Origin of the sequence: Halobacillus campisalis (assembly GCF_030345335.1) — a bacterium.
Classification (GTDB): domain Bacteria; phylum Bacillota; class Bacilli; order Bacillales; family Halobacillaceae; genus Halobacillus_A; species Halobacillus_A campisalis.
This window is the reverse complement of the sequence record NZ_JAPVRC010000011.1, coordinates 72,810-90,616: the sequence shown is the minus strand read 5'-3', so window position 1 is coordinate 90,616 and position 17,807 is coordinate 72,810. Positions and strand designations below refer to the sequence as shown.

Annotated in this window: 19 protein-coding genes and 1 pseudogene; 4 read left to right on the top strand and 16 right to left on the bottom strand. The window is 39.1% G+C overall.

The annotated features are described in order from the left end of the window. Window positions 1–266 precede the first annotated feature (266 nt). The 8 genes from O2Q26_RS17365 to O2Q26_RS17330 form a co-directional block, all read right to left on the bottom strand. On the bottom strand, window positions 267–1,016 hold the full coding sequence (locus tag O2Q26_RS17365; protein WP_289217086.1) for a hypothetical protein: 750 nt from the start codon (window positions 1,014–1,016) through the stop codon (window positions 267–269). A gap of 184 nt (window positions 1,017–1,200) precedes the next feature. Further along, entirely contained in the window at window positions 1,201–2,454 is a 1,254-nt protein-coding gene (locus O2Q26_RS17360) for an aminopeptidase (RefSeq protein ID WP_289217085.1), read from the bottom strand. 255 nt (window positions 2,455–2,709) lie between these two features. Beyond that, window positions 2,710–3,225, bottom strand: a complete 516-nt coding sequence (locus tag O2Q26_RS17355) for a hypothetical protein (RefSeq protein WP_289217084.1) — start codon at window positions 3,223–3,225, stop codon at window positions 2,710–2,712. 249 nt (window positions 3,226–3,474) lie between these two features. After that, window positions 3,475–4,071 (bottom strand): hypothetical protein, encoded by a 597-nt coding sequence (locus O2Q26_RS17350; RefSeq protein WP_289217083.1) that lies wholly within the window; start codon window positions 4,069–4,071, stop codon window positions 3,475–3,477. A 45-nt stretch (window positions 4,072–4,116) separates the two neighbouring features. Next, on the bottom strand, window positions 4,117–5,085 hold the full coding sequence (locus tag O2Q26_RS17345) for a ComEC/Rec2 family competence protein (RefSeq protein WP_289217082.1): 969 nt from the start codon (window positions 5,083–5,085) through the stop codon (window positions 4,117–4,119). Window positions 5,086–5,457: 372 nt separating this feature from the next. Then, a complete protein-coding gene (locus O2Q26_RS17340; RefSeq protein ID WP_289217081.1) occupies window positions 5,458–5,667 on the bottom strand; it encodes a hypothetical protein in 210 nt (69 codons plus the stop codon). Between the two features lie 121 nt (window positions 5,668–5,788). Then, window positions 5,789–6,127 carry an avidin-fold protein gene (locus O2Q26_RS17335; RefSeq protein WP_289217080.1) on the bottom strand — a complete coding sequence of 113 codons (339 nt, stop codon included), beginning with the start codon at window positions 6,125–6,127 and terminating at the stop codon, window positions 5,789–5,791. Between the two features lie 173 nt (window positions 6,128–6,300). After that, on the bottom strand, window positions 6,301–6,693 hold the full coding sequence (locus tag O2Q26_RS17330) for a GNAT family N-acetyltransferase (RefSeq protein WP_289217079.1): 393 nt from the start codon (window positions 6,691–6,693) through the stop codon (window positions 6,301–6,303). A gap of 256 nt (window positions 6,694–6,949) precedes the next feature. On the opposite strand from O2Q26_RS17330, the gene O2Q26_RS17325 reads away from it, so the two are divergent. Further along, window positions 6,950–7,483 (top strand): GNAT family N-acetyltransferase, encoded by a 534-nt coding sequence (locus O2Q26_RS17325; protein ID WP_289217078.1) that lies wholly within the window; start codon window positions 6,950–6,952, stop codon window positions 7,481–7,483. Window positions 7,484–7,602: 119 nt separating this feature from the next. Here O2Q26_RS17325 and O2Q26_RS17320 read toward each other — a convergent pair whose 3' ends face one another. Together O2Q26_RS17320 and O2Q26_RS17315 are read right to left on the bottom strand one after the other, a co-directional pair. Continuing rightward, a complete protein-coding gene (locus O2Q26_RS17320; RefSeq protein WP_289217077.1) occupies window positions 7,603–8,343 on the bottom strand; it encodes an ABC transporter permease in 741 nt (246 codons plus the stop codon). Beyond that, window positions 8,340–9,146, bottom strand: coding sequence for an ABC transporter ATP-binding protein (locus O2Q26_RS17315; protein ID WP_289217091.1), 807 nt, complete (start codon window positions 9,144–9,146; stop codon window positions 8,340–8,342). Before O2Q26_RS17315 ends, O2Q26_RS17320 begins: the two co-directional genes overlap by 4 nt. A 340-nt stretch (window positions 9,147–9,486) precedes the next feature. Between O2Q26_RS17315 and O2Q26_RS19145 the strand changes: the two genes are divergently transcribed. Both O2Q26_RS19145 and O2Q26_RS19140 read left to right on the top strand, forming a co-directional pair. Beyond that, window positions 9,487–9,684, top strand: a complete 198-nt coding sequence (locus tag O2Q26_RS19145) for a VOC family protein (RefSeq protein WP_417397380.1) — start codon at window positions 9,487–9,489, stop codon at window positions 9,682–9,684. A 129-nt stretch (window positions 9,685–9,813) separates the two neighbouring features. Next, complete coding sequence (locus tag O2Q26_RS19140; RefSeq protein WP_417397378.1) at window positions 9,814–10,020, top strand: VOC family protein; 207 nt, start codon at window positions 9,814–9,816, stop codon at window positions 10,018–10,020. Between the two features lie 106 nt (window positions 10,021–10,126). Here O2Q26_RS19140 and O2Q26_RS17305 read toward each other — a convergent pair. The 4 genes and pseudogenes from O2Q26_RS17305 to O2Q26_RS17290 all read right to left on the bottom strand — a co-directional run bounded on the left by O2Q26_RS17305 (window position 10,127) and on the right by O2Q26_RS17290 (window position 14,773). Next, a pseudogene (locus O2Q26_RS17305) lies at window positions 10,127–10,927 on the bottom strand (histidinol-phosphatase HisJ family protein). Between the two features lie 136 nt (window positions 10,928–11,063). Further along, a complete protein-coding gene (ulaA, locus tag O2Q26_RS17300; RefSeq protein WP_289217076.1) occupies window positions 11,064–12,416 on the bottom strand; it encodes a PTS ascorbate transporter subunit IIC in 1,353 nt (450 codons plus the stop codon). A gap of 33 nt (window positions 12,417–12,449) precedes the next feature. Then, complete coding sequence (locus O2Q26_RS17295; RefSeq protein ID WP_289217075.1) at window positions 12,450–12,731, bottom strand: PTS sugar transporter subunit IIB; 282 nt, start codon at window positions 12,729–12,731, stop codon at window positions 12,450–12,452. After that, window positions 12,731–14,773, bottom strand: a complete 2,043-nt coding sequence (locus O2Q26_RS17290) for a BglG family transcription antiterminator (RefSeq protein ID WP_289217074.1) — start codon at window positions 14,771–14,773, stop codon at window positions 12,731–12,733. Before O2Q26_RS17290 ends, O2Q26_RS17295 begins: the two co-directional genes overlap by 1 nt. Before the next feature lie 185 nt (window positions 14,774–14,958). Between O2Q26_RS17290 and O2Q26_RS17285 the strand changes: the two genes are divergently transcribed. Further along, window positions 14,959–15,804 (top strand): Cof-type HAD-IIB family hydrolase, encoded by an 846-nt coding sequence (locus O2Q26_RS17285; protein ID WP_289217073.1) that lies wholly within the window; start codon window positions 14,959–14,961, stop codon window positions 15,802–15,804. An 88-nt stretch (window positions 15,805–15,892) separates the two neighbouring features. Here the strand turns inward: O2Q26_RS17285 and panF are convergent, their stop codons facing one another. Both panF and O2Q26_RS17275 read right to left on the bottom strand, forming a co-directional pair. Beyond that, window positions 15,893–17,353 (bottom strand): sodium/pantothenate symporter, encoded by a 1,461-nt coding sequence (panF, locus tag O2Q26_RS17280; protein WP_289217072.1) that lies wholly within the window; start codon window positions 17,351–17,353, stop codon window positions 15,893–15,895. Then, window positions 17,350–17,628 (bottom strand): YhdT family protein, encoded by a 279-nt coding sequence (locus O2Q26_RS17275; RefSeq protein WP_289217071.1) that lies wholly within the window; start codon window positions 17,626–17,628, stop codon window positions 17,350–17,352. Before O2Q26_RS17275 ends, panF begins: the two co-directional genes overlap by 4 nt. Window positions 17,629–17,807 lie beyond the last annotated feature (179 nt).

Below are 17,807 nucleotides of genomic sequence, written 5' to 3'. Positions count from 1 at the left end.
TTTTTCTTGTTCTATTCTCTTCTTCCGTTAGCACAATAAACGATGTCCACTATCACCTACACCGTTTCTTATAACTCTACTACATATACGATAAATACCTGCAATAGTTTCAAAACGCCTAACATCTAGAATTCAAATCTTCCACAATCCTGCAATCCTGCCCTAAACATTTAAAAAAAGAGCAACTCCTTTGTTTCAGAATTGCCCCATATACGTGAAGACTTGATTTCGAGATATTGTTTGTGAAGTGTTAATTAACTCACCCCTTATCTGAATAAGGTATTCACTTCAAAATACTCCGTCAATGGTTTCTTTCTTCCTTCGTTATGCCAAGATTGGTATTCACTGAAGACCTGTTTGATGTCACCAACAGCCTTTTCCTCAACCAAATATTTCACAGTCAAGTAGCTCCGCCAGTAATCGAACATTATACTTGTCAGACTCCCTTGATAACTGGCATGCCCAAACTCATCTAACGAATGGTCACCATATCTATCTTTGAACATTTCCATCATTTCTGACTCTATATCTGTAATTTCATTAAATTCCTCATCGCTAAGTAGAAATTTCCTTGATAAATAATCACACATCCCTTCCTCAAACCAAATAGCGTCTTCCCTTTCATCATCAAATTCATCGACGAATAAATCAGAATGATGAGTTAGTTCATGTCCTACTATAGTCAGTAACTGGTTTTCAGACATGTTCTCATAATACCTTTCTATCTTTGTATTTGTTTTATCCTCTAATTGAGCTAGAAACAATCTTCTCCAATTTTGCAGTTCAGGAGAAATATAGATATTGTCCTTATTTGTAAAGGCTGGTATAGGAAGATCGGAAAAAACGGTAGTAGCTAACTCTTCTGATGTCCAAATGATAGCTTTCGGTAAATCTTTTAAAGCGTAGTTTTCCTCCAGCTCAAACTGGTACTCTTTTAATTTTTCATTGAATCCTTCAATCATGCTTTGATGTTCTTCAAAGCCCTCTTTTGTCTCGAATGCAAATACCTGCTTCAAAAATAAAACTCCTTTAACTTTCTTTATTCTTCTTTAACTATTCTGATCCGTCAGTTAGAAAGGTACATTCATGATTCTAATGTATAAGGGCGAGTATCTTTTAAGTAATTGCCCCCGTTACGGGAACACTCGAAGTCGAGGTATATCAGTTATTTGTTTTCTCTATTTTTAAGTTGTAGACGATTTAGAATTGGAAATCCCCATCCTTCATTAGCAAGACTTCCGTTCCACCTTCTTTAATGCCCACTACTTTCATATCTTCAGTCCCAAAGGTCACATTGACTGATAAAAGGGAAGTATTCAACCCCTCTGCCTTCAACTCTTCCTCAGATTGGTGAACACCATTTTGAATATTGGAAGGAGATGCATTTCCGATTCCAATATGACAGGACGTATTCTCATCAAACAAGGTATTGTAAAAAAGAGTATCTGCCTGAGCAAGAGGAGAATTATTAGAGACCAAGGCAATTTCACCTAGATAATGTGAACCTTCATCTGTTTCGATGAGATTTTGTAACACTTCCTGTCCCTTTGCGGCATAATAGTCGGTAATCCGGCCATCTTTAAAAATCAGATAAAATTCATCGACGACACTTCCCCCATAGATAAGAGGTTTAGTACCTACCAATTTTCCATTCACCTTATGTTTATGGGGAGCAGTAAATATTTCTTCCGTAGGAATGTTCGGAAAGAAAGTTATTCCATTTTTATCTCTGACACCCCCACCAATAAAGATGTGATTGTTAGGCATATCGATGACTAAATCCGTTCCTCGACTATTGGTAAAATGCAGGGTGTCAAACTGGAAATCGTTTAGAAACGTTTTCCGGGATTCGAAGGCGCGGTCGTGATTTTCCCAGTTTTTGATAGGATTTGTTCCATCTGCTCGCGCTCCACGTAAAATGGCTTGCCATAACGATTGCACGGCTTCTTCTTCACTTACGTGCGGAAATACTTTCGTGGCCCATGCGAAGGACGGGACGGCTAGAAGACACCAGCGTATCTCGTGGGACATAATCTTTGCATAATAACTTTCCAACTTGGTGCGAGAGGCCTTTTGAAAGCGACTGAACCGTTCTGGGGAAACTTCTTTAAAGACATCTAAGTTTTCACTAATAATATGTATGTAAGCAGCACCTGCATCGTCCCACTCCTTAAAGCGGGCAGCCTGCCAATCAGGAAATTGATCGATAACACGATCTGCTGCATTTAAGTAAAATTCTTTAGTGGACTGTTCATCTGTCCAATCTATAAATACATTTGAAGCTCCTGCCTCGTAGGCTACTGTCTGGATTAAACGGGCAAACGTAGCATGTTGTATATCACTATGAATAACCAATAATTGATTTTTTTGCAGATTCACACCAGCTCGTACAGCAAGCTCTGCATACTTTTTTAACTGTGCTTCACTAATAAATTCATATATTCCTTTAATCATTTAATATCTCCCCAGTGGTGTTCTAAATTTTACTCCAGGACTCTGACCTACTTTAACTAACCTGCTACGTTATAAAAGGGAACCAACCATTGTTCAACATTAGCCCCGTTTACAGGAAGATTCGATTTCAAGGTAATCAAAAACACTTACATAACTACAATGAAATAAATCACTATTCTATTGTTCATATTGAAGAATAGCCTCAGCTTATGGAAGACTCAAAATCAAGATAACTTCACATCAGCGTGTATCGCTTTAATCATAATTGAAGAATTTTATTTGTCTTTTTACCTCTTTATCAAATTCTTCATCATACCACGGTAAATAAGTTTTCATTAGATATTCAATAGGTATATTCTCGTCGGAAAAATCCTTTTTTAAAGATACTATAACTCCTGTTATTAGGACTCCTCCACGAGCACTTCCCTCGATATCTCCCTGATCTTCAGGCTTAGAATTATACATATGCGATTGATAAAGGCTTAATCTCCTTATTGTTTCAGCAGAACCATAAAAAAATGTTCGTCTTAGTAATGTTTTATCATCAATCTTTAATTCTTCACCTTCCCTTCTGTATACAATATCGTGCCAATCATTTAGTAATTTTAATAATTCCTCATTACTTATATTTCTAAAAAAATTATCTACTTGTAGTTTTTTGTTATGATAGTTATTTCTTTTATTTATGCGATGATTGTTAATCTGAATAATAAGTGTAGTTATAATCCCACTAACCAAGGAACTAGATAATATGATTGATAGTACTTCCATTATTCTCACTCCATTATCATTCATCTTCTTTATGAAATTGTAAGTTAAATTTTTCTTCCTTCAAATGGTAGTTCCCTAATTCTTTAGATTCTACATAAAAAAACATTTTTTCCCATAATTTATATACGTATTTATCTCGAAACTGTTTCTTCAATAATTCTGCACATAGAAATAAGTAAAAGGAGCAAATCTCTTTGTTTCAGATTTGCCCCATTTGAGGAATACTTGATTTTAAAAACATTCCCGCATTTATACTGCTTCAGCAATAGTAGTAGCTACAAACCTTCTTCCATAATTTGATGAAACTAAGCTAAAGGTTATATATTCCACTAATACAATGACAATATGGATAAAAGTACCATTGAAAATTATTGCGTTAACTATTGATATTATAAATATCATAAAAGAAATAGCCGTAATATCTCTCGTCAACAGGAATTTTTTATGGACGTCTAGTATTTTCTCAGATTCTTGATTGGGTTTGAAAATTTTCTGATACCAGTACATGTTCTGCTGCTTAGGTTCATCTGGAATATCCCCGAATTTTAGTGAAATTTGATCAATGGATACCCTATGATCCTTATTAATAATTTTCTTCAATCTAGAACCAGGTAAGGGGTTAGACCATCTCCAAAAGACTAATTTATATTTATAATCACTAGGAATAATTCCATTCAACACTAAAGTTAGTAGAGTAACTATCGACGGAATAGGAAGTGACTTTAATAATAGTTCAGGTTTCATATTATCGTAAATAATTGACAAGTAACTATCTAACCCTAATAATGCTAGGTTTACAAATACAAAAGAGATTAATGATATATTATAATTTTTAATATTGGTCATTTACTTCTCCTCATTTTCAACTAATATTCTAACGGCATTAACTATCTATAAAGGGTACAGCTCATCATCCTCATTATAGTTATCTTCACAATACATTTTCAGATCTCCATTACTAGATATCTCAGCAACTATGTTTCCTCTAAACCTCGTAGAGAGGACTTTTTTGTTAGTATAATTCCTATATTTATTAGAAGAGTCCTGTGCAGGTTTCTTCCCAACTGAACAAATGGTCCAATCCGGGGTCATTTGGCTAACTGCTTTTTGACTATAGCCAGAGTTTCTTCCGTGGTGCGGAGCTTTTAAAATAGATACATCTTTTAAAAGTTCTTCATCTGTTTCAGCAAGTTCATCCCAAACTTGTGTATCCGCATCTCCTCCTAAAACAATTTTGTGACCAGCATACTCAATTAGTAACACGTATGAAAGCAAATTCCAGTTACAATCTTCATTAGCTTCTTTAATTATTTCTTTTGTAGGAGATAGGACGTTTATATTATCTGCTGCAAAATAATCTCTTTGCTCTCCTTTTAGTATATTAAGTACTTTTGGATCTTCTGTTGATTTTCTGATTTCCTGGTAAGTTTGCCAATCTCTATAGTCAAATTTACTAGGAACTTCACTTTCTTTGACTTCCTTTTTGTTATCTGCATCCCAGAAATTAATAATATTTTTTCCTTCATCTTTTAATTTATATAAACCACTCATGTGATCCATGTCAGGATGAGTTAGAATGAACCGGAAAACACTAGCTGGATGACCTAAGTTATCATTTATATAATCTACAGGATCTACAGGTGCAACAAAGTCAGCAACACTTTTTTCCAATAGCTCAATACCCTCATAGCCTCTAGCCTTAAGTAAATAATATGTATCAGAGGTTGATAATAACTCTTTCTCGGTTTCGTCATCTATAACCCTAGAGTTGTTGATGTCAATCAATGTATTGCGACCACTTTCAAACTCTAATAATGTGCAATCACCGTGTCCAACATTCAAAAAGTGTATTTTTAACATATTATCCCCCCTGTATTATTACCCATTATTCTACCACAAATTCCATATTATAGATAAATGTTGTGTGTCTGATTATACCAAAATAAAATCTAGTTCTACATTCTCTTATCAACTTTTTTGCTTATTAGAAAATCATTAGAATACCTTTTATCTCGAATTCAAGTCTTCAACTAACCTGCCCTTATCTTTAAGACTCAGTTTCGAGATAACCCGCCATATAAGTAATAGAAGTTATAACTTTTACATTAAAAACGTTTAAATTTCCCGTTTAAAGTAGTCCCCTTAAAACACAAACAGTTCTCAGAAAAAAATCACGCTAAAGAATAGATGATAAATTATCTATCCCTTAGCGTGATTTGCAGCGAGCGAGTGTTAAAAACTTCTCACACGCACCTTTTCAATTGTACTGGACAATGGATATTTTACACGGAACTTGCGATTGATGGCATGAATAAGACCATGCTTTGCTTCTTCACTTTTTATGTCGCCTTCTGAAATATCCTCATGATTATATTTAACTTCAAAATCAATACTATGATGTTTATAGTGAATTTCACCGGATACTACCAATTTGTCAGCCACTCCTTCCTCTATCGTTTGAGTACGCATGTCCATACAGTTAAGTATAGGCCTGCCGCCATAATACCATTTCTCATGGGCATTTTAAAAAATGACGAAAGAGGAGCGAAACGATATATGTAATTTAAACTTCCCTGACTATGGATTTTCCTTTGGTTTGATCTTTATCCAGCCACTGCCATTCTTCGTGAAGCTCTATTTTACCTTCAGCGTTTACGTGTGGAACAGATGTGCACTTCCCTCCTCTGATTTCATTGGATGTATTCACATGATTGTAGCGGAACTCTAAGGTATCATTATCTTTTACTATTCCTACTAACTTCCCTTTCACTACCTCTCCGCCCGAGTAATCTGCATAAAGGATATTCCCATCTTGATAGTAGTGAAAATATGTTTTGGAAGAAACCTCACCACTGTCCGTATTTTCGATTGATACAGATTGACGATTATTATAGTTAATCATATATAATCCCTCCTTCAGTTTGTAATTTGAGATGTTACCATACAATTTGTAAAATTCAAATAACTTCGATGAATAAAATACTCATTTATTGTCATGATTTGAAAAATTAAACTTCTGGACAAAGACACCGTCTTCCAAATCCTCTATGAAGTTACCATCAGTTACTTCATGGATTAATCCTTTCCAAAAGAATGTGCAGGGTTATTATTTTCCAGTTGGGATATTTCCCACTCTCCAGGAAACATGGAAAACAACTTCTTCGCAGCCTCTTTTCCATAACCCCTTCCCTTATATTTAGTTATTATAAAGAACTCTTCAATTGTATTGGGAGTTGACTTTGCAGCGCTTTCCACAAGAGCAAACCCAATCAATTCATCACCTAACTTAATAAAGTAAGCATGGAATTGATTTTCACTCCAATACTTTTCTAAATCAAAAGCTTTGTAAGATCCATTGGCTTCTAACTTTATATCTTGCACATACTTACTAAATTCATAAATGTAAAATTGCATAATATTATGCAATTCAGCTGCTTCTTCTGCTCGAACTTTTTGTAAATAAACCATAATCTCTCCTCCTGAGTCTTTTAATAAATCTACTTTGGACTATGCTGGATGGCAGAGGGATGTTGAATTAGACGAAGTGTTGGAGGACTTGCGCTAATTAGTGGATGTATTATATTTCTAATGATAAGTTTCCATCCATTGCTAAAAAAGACTTCTGGCTCATATGCTAAAGGTAAACTACCTTTATAAAAAATTGAACAATGCACATAATCCAGAGTTTGAACCTTTCCCCAGATCATAACGGGAGGTAAACCTATTGATTAAAGAATTTTACACCAGCCGATTATATATAAGAAGCATGACTCCATCTGATTCATCCAGCTTGTTTCCTATTTGGTCTGACCCCGACATCTCCAAGTATATGAATATCCAATCCTTTACTAATGAAAACCAGGTTAAGGATATGATCATCTATATGAATCAACTGAAAAAAGCACATTATGCGATTCGTTATGCCATCGTTGAATTAAAATCCAGTCGAATTATCGGCTCTTGTGGTTACAGCTCATTGGATTATGTAAATGCAGCGACTAAAATTGGATACGACTTAGCCAAAGCATCCTGGGGCAGAGGATATGCAACGGAAGCTGTCTCCGCTTTGCTGTATCAAGCATTTACAACGTTAGGGTTGAACAGAGTAGAAGCTAAAGTTGAACCTCAAAATATGAACTCCATTAAAGTTTTGCAAAGATTGAATTTTACTCTTGAAGGAACGTTACGACAATCGCAGAAGTCCAGGGACAGATTTATAGATCTCAATATCTACTCTAGACTTCGATCAGACAGATGACCTGTACTCATCCTTTTTTAAATGTTAAAGCAAAGGTCAAGAGCTCTGCCTAATGTAGGTGAAACAAGGAGGAAATACCCTCTTTTTTTATTGCCATGATTTTCAGAGAATCCATTATCCTATTTATCACTCCAGCGGAAGAAACGCGAAGCCAAAATAACAGAAACCACACCGATCGATAACAAAATCCCGACTTCCATACCATAATCCGTGATCGGGCCTGCATTCCACGTCCCTCGAAGCAGTTCAATAACATAGTAGAGCGGCAGGACTTTCGATACGTACTGAAGAACCGTCGGCATCATCTCAAGCGGAAAGGTCGCTCCGGATAAAAACAGCATTAAATTCAGGAAAAGCGAGCTGATCGCTGCCGCTGACTGTGTATTTTTTGCCAGCGACGTAATAAATAGTGCAAAAGGGAAAAATGCTAAAATACTGATAAGCAGCGCTAATAACGTGCTTCCGATGTATTCTGGAATGTGTAAGTCGTACATCAGCATCCCGAAAACCATGAGAAGAACGGCTGATATCGCAAAAATAACCGTCCCCTGCACGGTATGTGCGGCAAGGATTTTCCAGGAAGCAAGCGGGGTGGACTGATATCTGCGTAGCACGCCTGTTTCCCGGTATCCTGCCAGTACGGTTCCAAGCGTAAAAAAGGAAGTGGTGACGATATTGACGCCAATCCAGGAAGGTACGAACAGTTCAGCAAACGTGAAGTTTCCCATTGGATTGTCCCCAAACATCGAACCAAATAGCCAGATCATAACGACCGGAAACAGGAACGTCCAAAATACGCTCAGGCGGTCCCTGAAAAACATTTTTGTTTCTAATTGAGCCAGTTTGATGACAGCGTTCATTCCGCATGCTCCTTTTTCAAGTATTGGACAAATAAATCATCCAGAGATCCTTTTTCAAACTTGAAGTTATGGATTGGGATGTTTCTTTCGTGGCAGTGGGAAAATATATGATAGGCTGTTTTTTGTAAATCATCACTGAATACTTTAAACGTATGATGCCCCTGTTCCACACGGGTCACTCCGTTTACTATCAGCAGATCATCTTCAGTCAGCTGTTCGCTTTCGAACCCTAAGTAATGGGCGGCATTATTGTTCAGCAGTTCCTTTGGAGTATCGACTGCCTTCAATTCTCCGCCGTAAATCATGGCTACCCGGTCACAAAGCTTCTCTGCTTCTTCCATATAATGAGTTGTTATAACAATCGTACTTCCCTGCTCCCTCAACATTCGAATCATCGACCACATCTCGCGGCGCGCATGCGGATCAAGCCCCATACTCGGCTCATCCAGAAACAGAAGCTCCGGCTTATGAAGCGTCGCCAGCGCAAGCGTGACACGCTGCTTCCACCCTCCTGATACATCATTAAAATGAGAATTGAGTTTTTCTTCTAACCCGAGTATCTTAATCAACTCATCTTTTTGCGATGGCCCTTCATAAAAAGAGGAAAACAAATCAAGCGCTTCTTTCACCTTCATTTTTTTCTGAATCGACGTGGCCTGAAACTGAACACCGATGCGATGGTTGAGCTGCTTCAACTGGCGGCTCGGATTCAGCCCAAGCACATCAACTTCACCGCCATCAGCCTTTTGAATCCCTTCAAGAATCTCAAGGGTCGTCGTCTTTCCCGCCCCGTTCGGACCAATAATGCCAAAGATCTCTCCCTTATGGACTGAAATGATATCCCTTTTAACGCTTGAATGCTGCCGAATGACTTTGTCAGATGTTCCACTGAAATCACACGTTCCATAGCTTCCTCTCCTTCTCCTCGTTCACACTCCATTACATTATCTACGCTGCGCTTATGGAAAAGTTTCGTAATTTTTTGATTGGTTGAATTACTCGTAATAGTGGAGGGATTATCGCGTGTGGTGGTTGGATTATTCAAAGTAACGGAGGAATTAAGCTCATCTACTTTAATTAAAAAAATGGAGAAAATAGAAAGACAAAGAACATCAAATACATCCCAAAAGGAGAGTGCTCATAATGGTTGGCGTAGAAATTGATATGGTGGTCAAAGACAGCTTAAAAGCGTTGGAGCTATACGAAGAAATATTTGAGATCGAACGAGTTGAGGTTTCAGACTTTCCTCGAGGCAAAAACGAAGTAATCTTTACCCTTTACGGCGTTCACTTTCATATGCTGGATGAAAACCCGGAATTCCACTTTGTGGATGAGTTATAATTTTTATGCTGAGCGTCTTTCCTCTTTTCAGCTAACGGTGCACTCTAGTACATTACTCAGTTACTAATATTGAATTTTGGTATAGTCGCCCCACCCCTTGATGATCCTAAAACACTTTGGTTTAACATCATGGTCCCAGACATTGAGGGTACCTATGGCAAAGCGATGGATTTAGGTTGTACAGAGGTACAGCCAGTAACGGAAATACCGGACCACGGCGTATCGAATGCCATATTCATGGATACTTTTGGTTATATATGGATGCTTCATCAAGTTCATAAAGATGTGAGTTTTGAAGAACGTAAACGGCTTTGGGAAGAAAAAAGAGTAAATTAACTAGAGGTGTAGTATCACCAGCAGCAATAGCACTCAAAAAAGCAGCAGAAGAAATCTGCTGCTTTTTACTGTTCAATCCTATCATTCACTCATAGTTTCGCTTTGTCTAAACCTCTATTTTCACCGCCTGCGGCTCACGTTTCGTAAAAGTATATACATAACGAAAACCCGCCTGTTTCGCCATTTCAAGCGCATCGTCTAAATGGCTGCCCACTGTATCCGCTCGATGAGAATCCGAACCAATCGTTAAAATTTCGCCGCCAAGGTTTTTATACAGTTTGAGAACATCCAACGCAGGAAAAGCTTCCCCCACTTTTCCATTGGATAATCCAGATGTATTGATTTCAATCCCTATTCCTCGTTCGATCGCTTTTTGTAAGATGGCTTGTAACATGTCCTGGAAATGAGTAAAGGAATAGTTTCCTTTAGCTTCCATGGCGTAGCGTTTCATTAAATCCAAATGAGCTAAAACATCGATGTCCGCTGAAGAAACTAAAGAGTAAACTTCTTCAAAATATCGGCGGTAAGCTGCTTCATTCTCTTTATCACTCATAAATGTCCGCAGTTTTACTTCCTCAATGTTATGGACGGATCCAAGGATAAAATCCAGTTCCTTGTTATGGAGCACGTCACGATACTCTTCTTTCATAAGGTGGGGTTCACAAAGTTCAATTCCGGCTTTAATTGTCAGTTCACCTTTGAATTTTTCCTGTCACGATTTAATTTGGTTGAAGTATCGGTCATAATCAATATGACCATAAGTAGGAAGGTTGGGATTAACAGAGTAATGTTCAGTAAAACAGATTTCGTCGATTCCTTTGGTTATGGCTTCCTTACAAACAGCTTCCATATCTGCTTTAGAATCGAATGAGTGATTCGTATGGTGATGGTATTCAGTTACATACATTCTTAGTAACCTCCTGCCTGCGTTAAAATGTAAAAAAATATCCTGCCTTAGCTATATGTGCTTTGCAACTATAGACACCGCACATTTTATCAAAATAAGTAAAAGGGGAGAATCCCTCCCCTTTTACGGCCACTATTTATGCACTTTTTTTCTTTCCAAATGGGATGGCCATCAGTACGAGAATTACTGCAAGACTGATTACGATAGCCATCGGTCCTCCGTAGTTTGCAAGTGAACCAAAGAATATTCCACCAACACCAAAGTCTGCATCAGAGAATGTCGTATTGGCAAATCCTAGTTCGCCTAATACCGGCAGCAGGAAGACGGGCAGGAATGAAATAATGATACCGTTTACGAAAGATCCCGCAACCGCTCCTTTTAATCCACCTGTAGCATTCCCGAATACCCCGGCTGCCGCTCCTGTAAAGAAGTGAGGGACGACGCCTGGAAGAATAATTGTACTTCCTACAACGGCCATCACAATCATACTGAACAATCCGCCGATGAAACTGGAGAAGAACCCAATTAAAACTGCATTCGGAGCATACGTGAAAACAATGGGAACATCTAATGCTGGCTTCGCATTTGGAACCAGTTTTGTTGAAATCCCTTTAAAGGCTGGAACAATTTCTGCTAGCACCAAACGCACCCCAGCAAGGATAATGAATACACCTGCTGCAAAATTACCGGCTTGTACTAAAGAGAATACAAGGAAGTTTGTGCCGTCACTAAGTTCTGATTCGATATAAGCGGGGCCTGCCGCTATGGCTACTACAAAGTACATCACGATCATAGTCAGAGCTATACTTACCGTACTGTCGCGTAGAAAGCCAAGCCCTTTTGGAAAGTCGATTTCTTCTGTAGATGTTGCCTCTTTTCCTTTTCCTTTTACTGCTTGTCCTACTAATCCACTTATTGCATAACCAACAGCACTGAAATGTCCTAAGGCTACATTATCATTTCCTGTCAATTTTCTCATGAATGGCTGCAGGATTGCAGGAGATAACGTCATGATGATCCCGAGTGCTACTGCTCCTGCTGCGATTAAAGGTACTGTGTCAAATCCAGCTACAGCCATAATAACGGCAAGCATACAAGCCATATACAACGTATGGTGACCTGTCAGAAAGATATATTTGAACCTTGTGAATCGTGCAATCAGGATATTGACGATCATTCCGAAGAACATGATCAATGCTGTATTTGAACCATATTCATTTAACGCCAAAGCTACAATGGCTTCATTGTTTGGGACTACACCGGAAACATTAAATGCTTCCTGGAACATCGAACCAAAGGGTACAAGAGATGTCTCTAAAATACCCGCTCCCGCGGCAATGACGAGGAATCCGACAAAGGTTTTGGTCGTCCCTTTCAACGTATCCGACATGTTTTTCTTTTGTGCCAATAAACCGATCAAAGCAATAAGAGCGACTAAAATGGCGGGCTGACTTAAAACATCGATTAAAGTTGTTAGAACATTATTCATATCTTTCCTCCCCCTTCTTCACAAATCAAACGATTATATAAGATTTTTCTCTTCAGCTACCTTTTTCACCTTTTCTTTCAATTCATCCATGTCGATAATATTATCAAGGACAACAACTTCTCCAAGGTGATCGTTGCCTTCAGCGATATCTTTCGCTAAGAAGAAAACATCGGCATCTCCAGGTGAAGCGGAACTTAAGTCAGAGTGAGATACTTCGACTCCCGTCACCCCTAGTTCATTCAACACCTGAATAATATTCATCTCCACCATAAAACTAGTACCTAACCCTGATCCGCAAACTGCTAAAAATTTCATTATAATTCCTCTCCTTCTTGGATAATATCGATGATTTGCTGAGCTGAGTCAGCATTCTTAATGGCTTGTAAAGTAGAATCATTTCCGAGTAATTTTGTTAAATGAGACAAAGCTTTTAAATGAGCTTCATTGTCGACCGCTGCTAAGCAAATGAATAAATCAATGGGATGTTCCTCCTGATCAAGCAGCAAAACAGGTTTTTGTGTTCGAAGAAGCGACATTCCTACCTCATTCACTCCGGCATCTGGTCTGGCATGTGGGATCGCTATCCCTTTTCCGATATGAATATAGGTGCCGATTTCCTCGACATTCTTGATCATAGAGTCAACATATCTTCGTTCGACTTTATTTGTTTCTACCAGCGGCTCGGCCGCCTGATTAATAGCCGACTTCCAATCAAGTTCTTTATTAGTAAAATGGATCGTATCTTTCGTTAATAATTCCGAAAGCATTGGCTTCTCCCACCTTTGTTCTGTGTTATTAAAGTACATAAGTTCTACTAATTCGGATATTAATTTCTTTTCATTCTTAATATCTGTGTTTCTTCTAACAATATTCATCACCTGATCGACAGAAATATTTCGCTCATTCAAATGAGGAAATTGTGCAGATACAGATTGAATCAAATGAGTTTTTTCTACGAGAGATAATAAAGGTTTTACTATGAACAAAGGTTTGATAGACGATAATTGAACCGTCGAAAATATTAAGTCATAGCTTGAAGGCGGGATGGTTTGAACATTCTCCGCTGTGTGGATGCGCGAAAAATGAATCCCCGGAAACATTTCACTCAATTGAGCTCTCAGCATGATCGATGAACTTACCCCATTGGAACAAACAATCAAAGCCCTCACATGTTCCGTTTTGACCTCGCTGTACCTTTCTAAATATCCCCCAAAATGGAGAGTAAAATACCCTATTTCCGCTTCACTTATTTGCTTGCCTGTTAAAATAGAGAGAGGACGCAATGATTTTTCTACAAATTGAAACAGTTCCTTATAGTCTTCCTTAATTCTCTCAGTCATCGGATTAATTAACGGGATCTCAAATGTGATTCGAAAATAAGTGGGAACGAGATGATTAAATAAGCTCTTAATTAGATAACTTCTATTTTTGATAGGCAGCAGCGTATTTTTTTCGAATTCATTAATGATCTCTTCAGCCAGGTTTCGTAGAGATGTGTTATCGTGACTGTCCACTTCCTCCTGAGAAGTTAACAACTGAATCGCTGTGAAATACTTTTCCACCTTGTCTTCTTCTGAAAATAATTCCTCCGCCAAATCTGAGGCGAGCTGAAATAATTCCTGACTCTCAAGCATTTCTTTCTGAGCAGCTGTAAAATGAAGGTCTTCGCTTTGACGACGGGCTCTCACAAATATAAGGTGGTAGATCATTTCCACCTTTCTGCTTTTCACAAGTTGAAGAGTTGTGCGACTCAAGAACTCTTCAATGATACGTTGTGTTTCCAGCATCTCTTCCTCTTTGTCCCATGATGTTAAGATCATCTCAATCATTTCTTTTCCAAGAGGCTGGGACAGAAGATAATCCATGCAGTAAATGGCGAACCTGCGCTTATCCATTTCATGACCTTCCAAACAATAGCCTTCCATTCTTTTGTAAACGAGCTGTACCTGCCACGTCTGACAGACTTCCTTCGCTTTTTTCACATCATTTAAAGCTGTGTTTTTACTTACTTTAAGCAGTGATTGATAATGATAGCTAGAAATGGCTTCCTTTTTAATGAAGGTATATAAATAAATCATGAATGGACGATCGTCCTCAGAAATAACGAGATCGTTTCCCCTCATGTCCAGAGCGGACTCTGTTTCTAAGAGTTCTTTCGTTTGATCATCCACAACAAACATTTGGTTTCTCATTTCAATTGGCGGCAGGTTCATACTGCTTAAAATGCTGTTCACCTTTTCTAAAAGATAATGAAATTGTCTTTCTGTCAGGTCCAGCTCCATCATGACCTCTGGTTTAGTAATTTGGTTATACTTTATGATCCTCTCGAGTAATTGATAGGATTTTTGATCTAGCAAAGGAAGAACCTCCATTTCTTACTTCTAAGTATAAAACGCTTACAAAGCGATCACAACAACATTCAAGCCCAATCTGTGTAAGCGTTTAAAACACAGATTGGGCTCTCTGCTACGTTGTTTTATTAGTATAACGACATTATACTTTAACTATTCTATAAATAGTTTCAAAACAAGGAGGCTTTTTAATGAACCCTAAAGCCATAGCGCTTGATATGGACGGCACGTTATTAAATTCTGAAAATAAAGTGACGAAAGAACTACTCTCGCTGCTTCAGAATGTCCAACAGGAAAAAGGTATTCGAATATTTATTGCATCCGGCCGGACCCGACTCGAAATAGAGGATGTTCTACCGTCAGAATTAAAACCTGATGGGATCGTTTCTGCCAACGGGATGGGATGCTACAGGGGAGAGGAGATTTTGTTCGAGCATAAATTAAACCCGGACCTCGTACGTCTTGCGGTTGATAAAGCACGTGAAAATCAATTGTATTATGAAGTTCATCCGCATAAAGGGGATCGAATCGCACGTAAAGAGGATAAAGAGGTCTTCGAAAATATAATAGGTGATTCCCGGCCGGATACGTTAATGGATAATGAATACCTTTCAAGAAAACAGGCAGTTGCTGAGGATATACACTGGGTCGACGATTTGTCTTACGAGGACCATGTGAAAGTCTACTTCTTCAGTATGGACCCGGGGAAAATAAAGGAATGGAAACAGACTTTAGAAACGTTCAAGGAAAGCTACAATTTTGCCGCCTTTTCTTCTACTCTGCATAATGCAGAAATCATGGACAGCGTTTCAAAAGCCGTCGGAATTTCGAAATTGCTGGAGGAATATCATATTGCTCCTGCAGATTTAATGGCGATAGGAGACGGGGAAAATGACTTGCCTATGCTTGAATTGGCTGGCTGCTCTGTCGCGATGCAGAATGCGGAAGACGTCGTGAAGCGGTCTGTTGATGAAGTAACCGAGTTAACTTACGAACAAAACGGGTTGTATGCTTACTTATCTGAAAAGCTATTTTAGGTTGCCCTATACATTGAAACCCCCGCTTCAATAAGTCGAAGCGGGGGTATTTTTCTATCATTCACGAGGCCGGATGATAAGACCTATATTAACTCTCCGCTGCCATGTCACCAGCCTCTTTTACCACTAGATGTTTCGTAGCCAGACTGACCACTACATATGCGATAAAGGAAAGAACGACAGGGAAGACAACACTGTGCAATCCAAACAACGACGTGTAAAAGACATCGATCACAATGTAGGAACCAATGCCGACGACCATCGAAGAAAGAGCTCCATATTTGTTGCCTGTCTTCCAGTACAGCCCCATCACGACGGGCCAAATGAACGTAGCTTCCAGCCCGCCAAAAGCAAAGAGATTCAGCCAGATTAATAGATCTGGAGGATTTAGCGCCATAAGAAACACTAAAATTCCTAATACAGCTGTCACGCCAAAGCTCATGCGTTTTACCCTTTGATAAGTGGCGTCTGGTTTTACGTAGTTGACGTAAATGTCTTTAACGACGGAAGAGCTGACGAGAAGCAGCAGGGAATCGACCGTCGACATGATCGCTGCCATGGGAGCGGCTAATACAATGCCGGCTACCCAGGGAGGCAGAACTTCCAGAGCGATTAACGGCATCACCGTATCGCCGACTTCAATGCCTGGAAGGATAGGACGTGCGAACACACCGATTAAGTGCATGTTCAACATAATAAAACCGACGACAAATGTCCCTATAATCAGTGCACGGTGCATCGCTCTTGAGCTTTTATAGGACATGGCGCGAACTGTTACTTGAGGCAGACCGACCACGGCCACACCGACAAGAATCCAAAAAGAAGATACATATGACGGCGTCAAGCTTCCCTCCGCTCCAAACGGTGTAATTAAATTAGGGTTCTCAGCCGTTAAGTCCGCCATAATATTGGAAATCCCGCCACCTGCAATAATCGTGGCAATAAGTAAAATCAACGTTCCGCCAACCATAACGACACCCTGGATCATATCGGTTAATGCGACAGCCTTAAAACCGCCAATGACAACATAAATAAGGACGGACACAGCAAAAATGAACAAAGCCGATGTGTAGCTGAGCCCGGTCAGCGACTCGATTAAACGAGCCCCGCCGACCCACTGCGCGGCCATCGCTGAAAAAAGGAAAATAATAATGCTGAAAGCTGCCGTTATGACGACCCACTTGCTTTGATAACGCCCTTTCAAAAAATCCGTCAGCGTTACGGCATTATACCTTCTAGCCATAATCGCAAATTTTTTCCCGAGAATCATGAGCACAAAATAGCCGGACACCACCTGTGCCATCGCCAGCAGCACCCAGCCTAACCCTTCCGTGTAAGCAACACCAGGTCCTCCTATGAAACTACTAGCACTTCCGTATGTAGCAATCATCGTCATTGCTAAAATAAATCCACCGAGCTGACGGCCGCCCAAATAATAATCCTGCATAAAATCGCTGCCCGATTTAGTCAGTGACCGACTCGCTATAAAACCTACAGCGAAAATAATAACTAAGAATAGAACTAAAGGAATAATAACAGCTGCATTCATGAGCGGTCCCCCTCCTCTTCATCGTCCAAAGGGACCTCTACAAAAAAGACTTTCACGACAAACGTGACCAGAGCAGCAATGAGTATAAAACCGACGATACAGCTGTAGAAAAACCACGAAGGAACTCCAAACACATAGCTATACTCCTCAGGAGGCCTGCTGCCAAGACCGTAGGCAAAAGCAAACCACCAAACAAAATTGATAACAGCCAGCCCAACGCCGATTAAAGCTTCGCGATTGGCAATTTTAAAACGGTAATCTTCTTGTGGGGGCATCTCGTCCCTCTCCCATTCTACTGATTTTCTTTATATTTAGAGAATTAACGACTGTTTTTGTAAAGATTCAACATTCATTGTATAACTATTTGGTCTTAAGTTCACTAAACAATTTTTACTCTTTTCCAGTGATTGACCTCTTGCTCTCTTACTCGTCCCATATACACTCTATTGTCCTG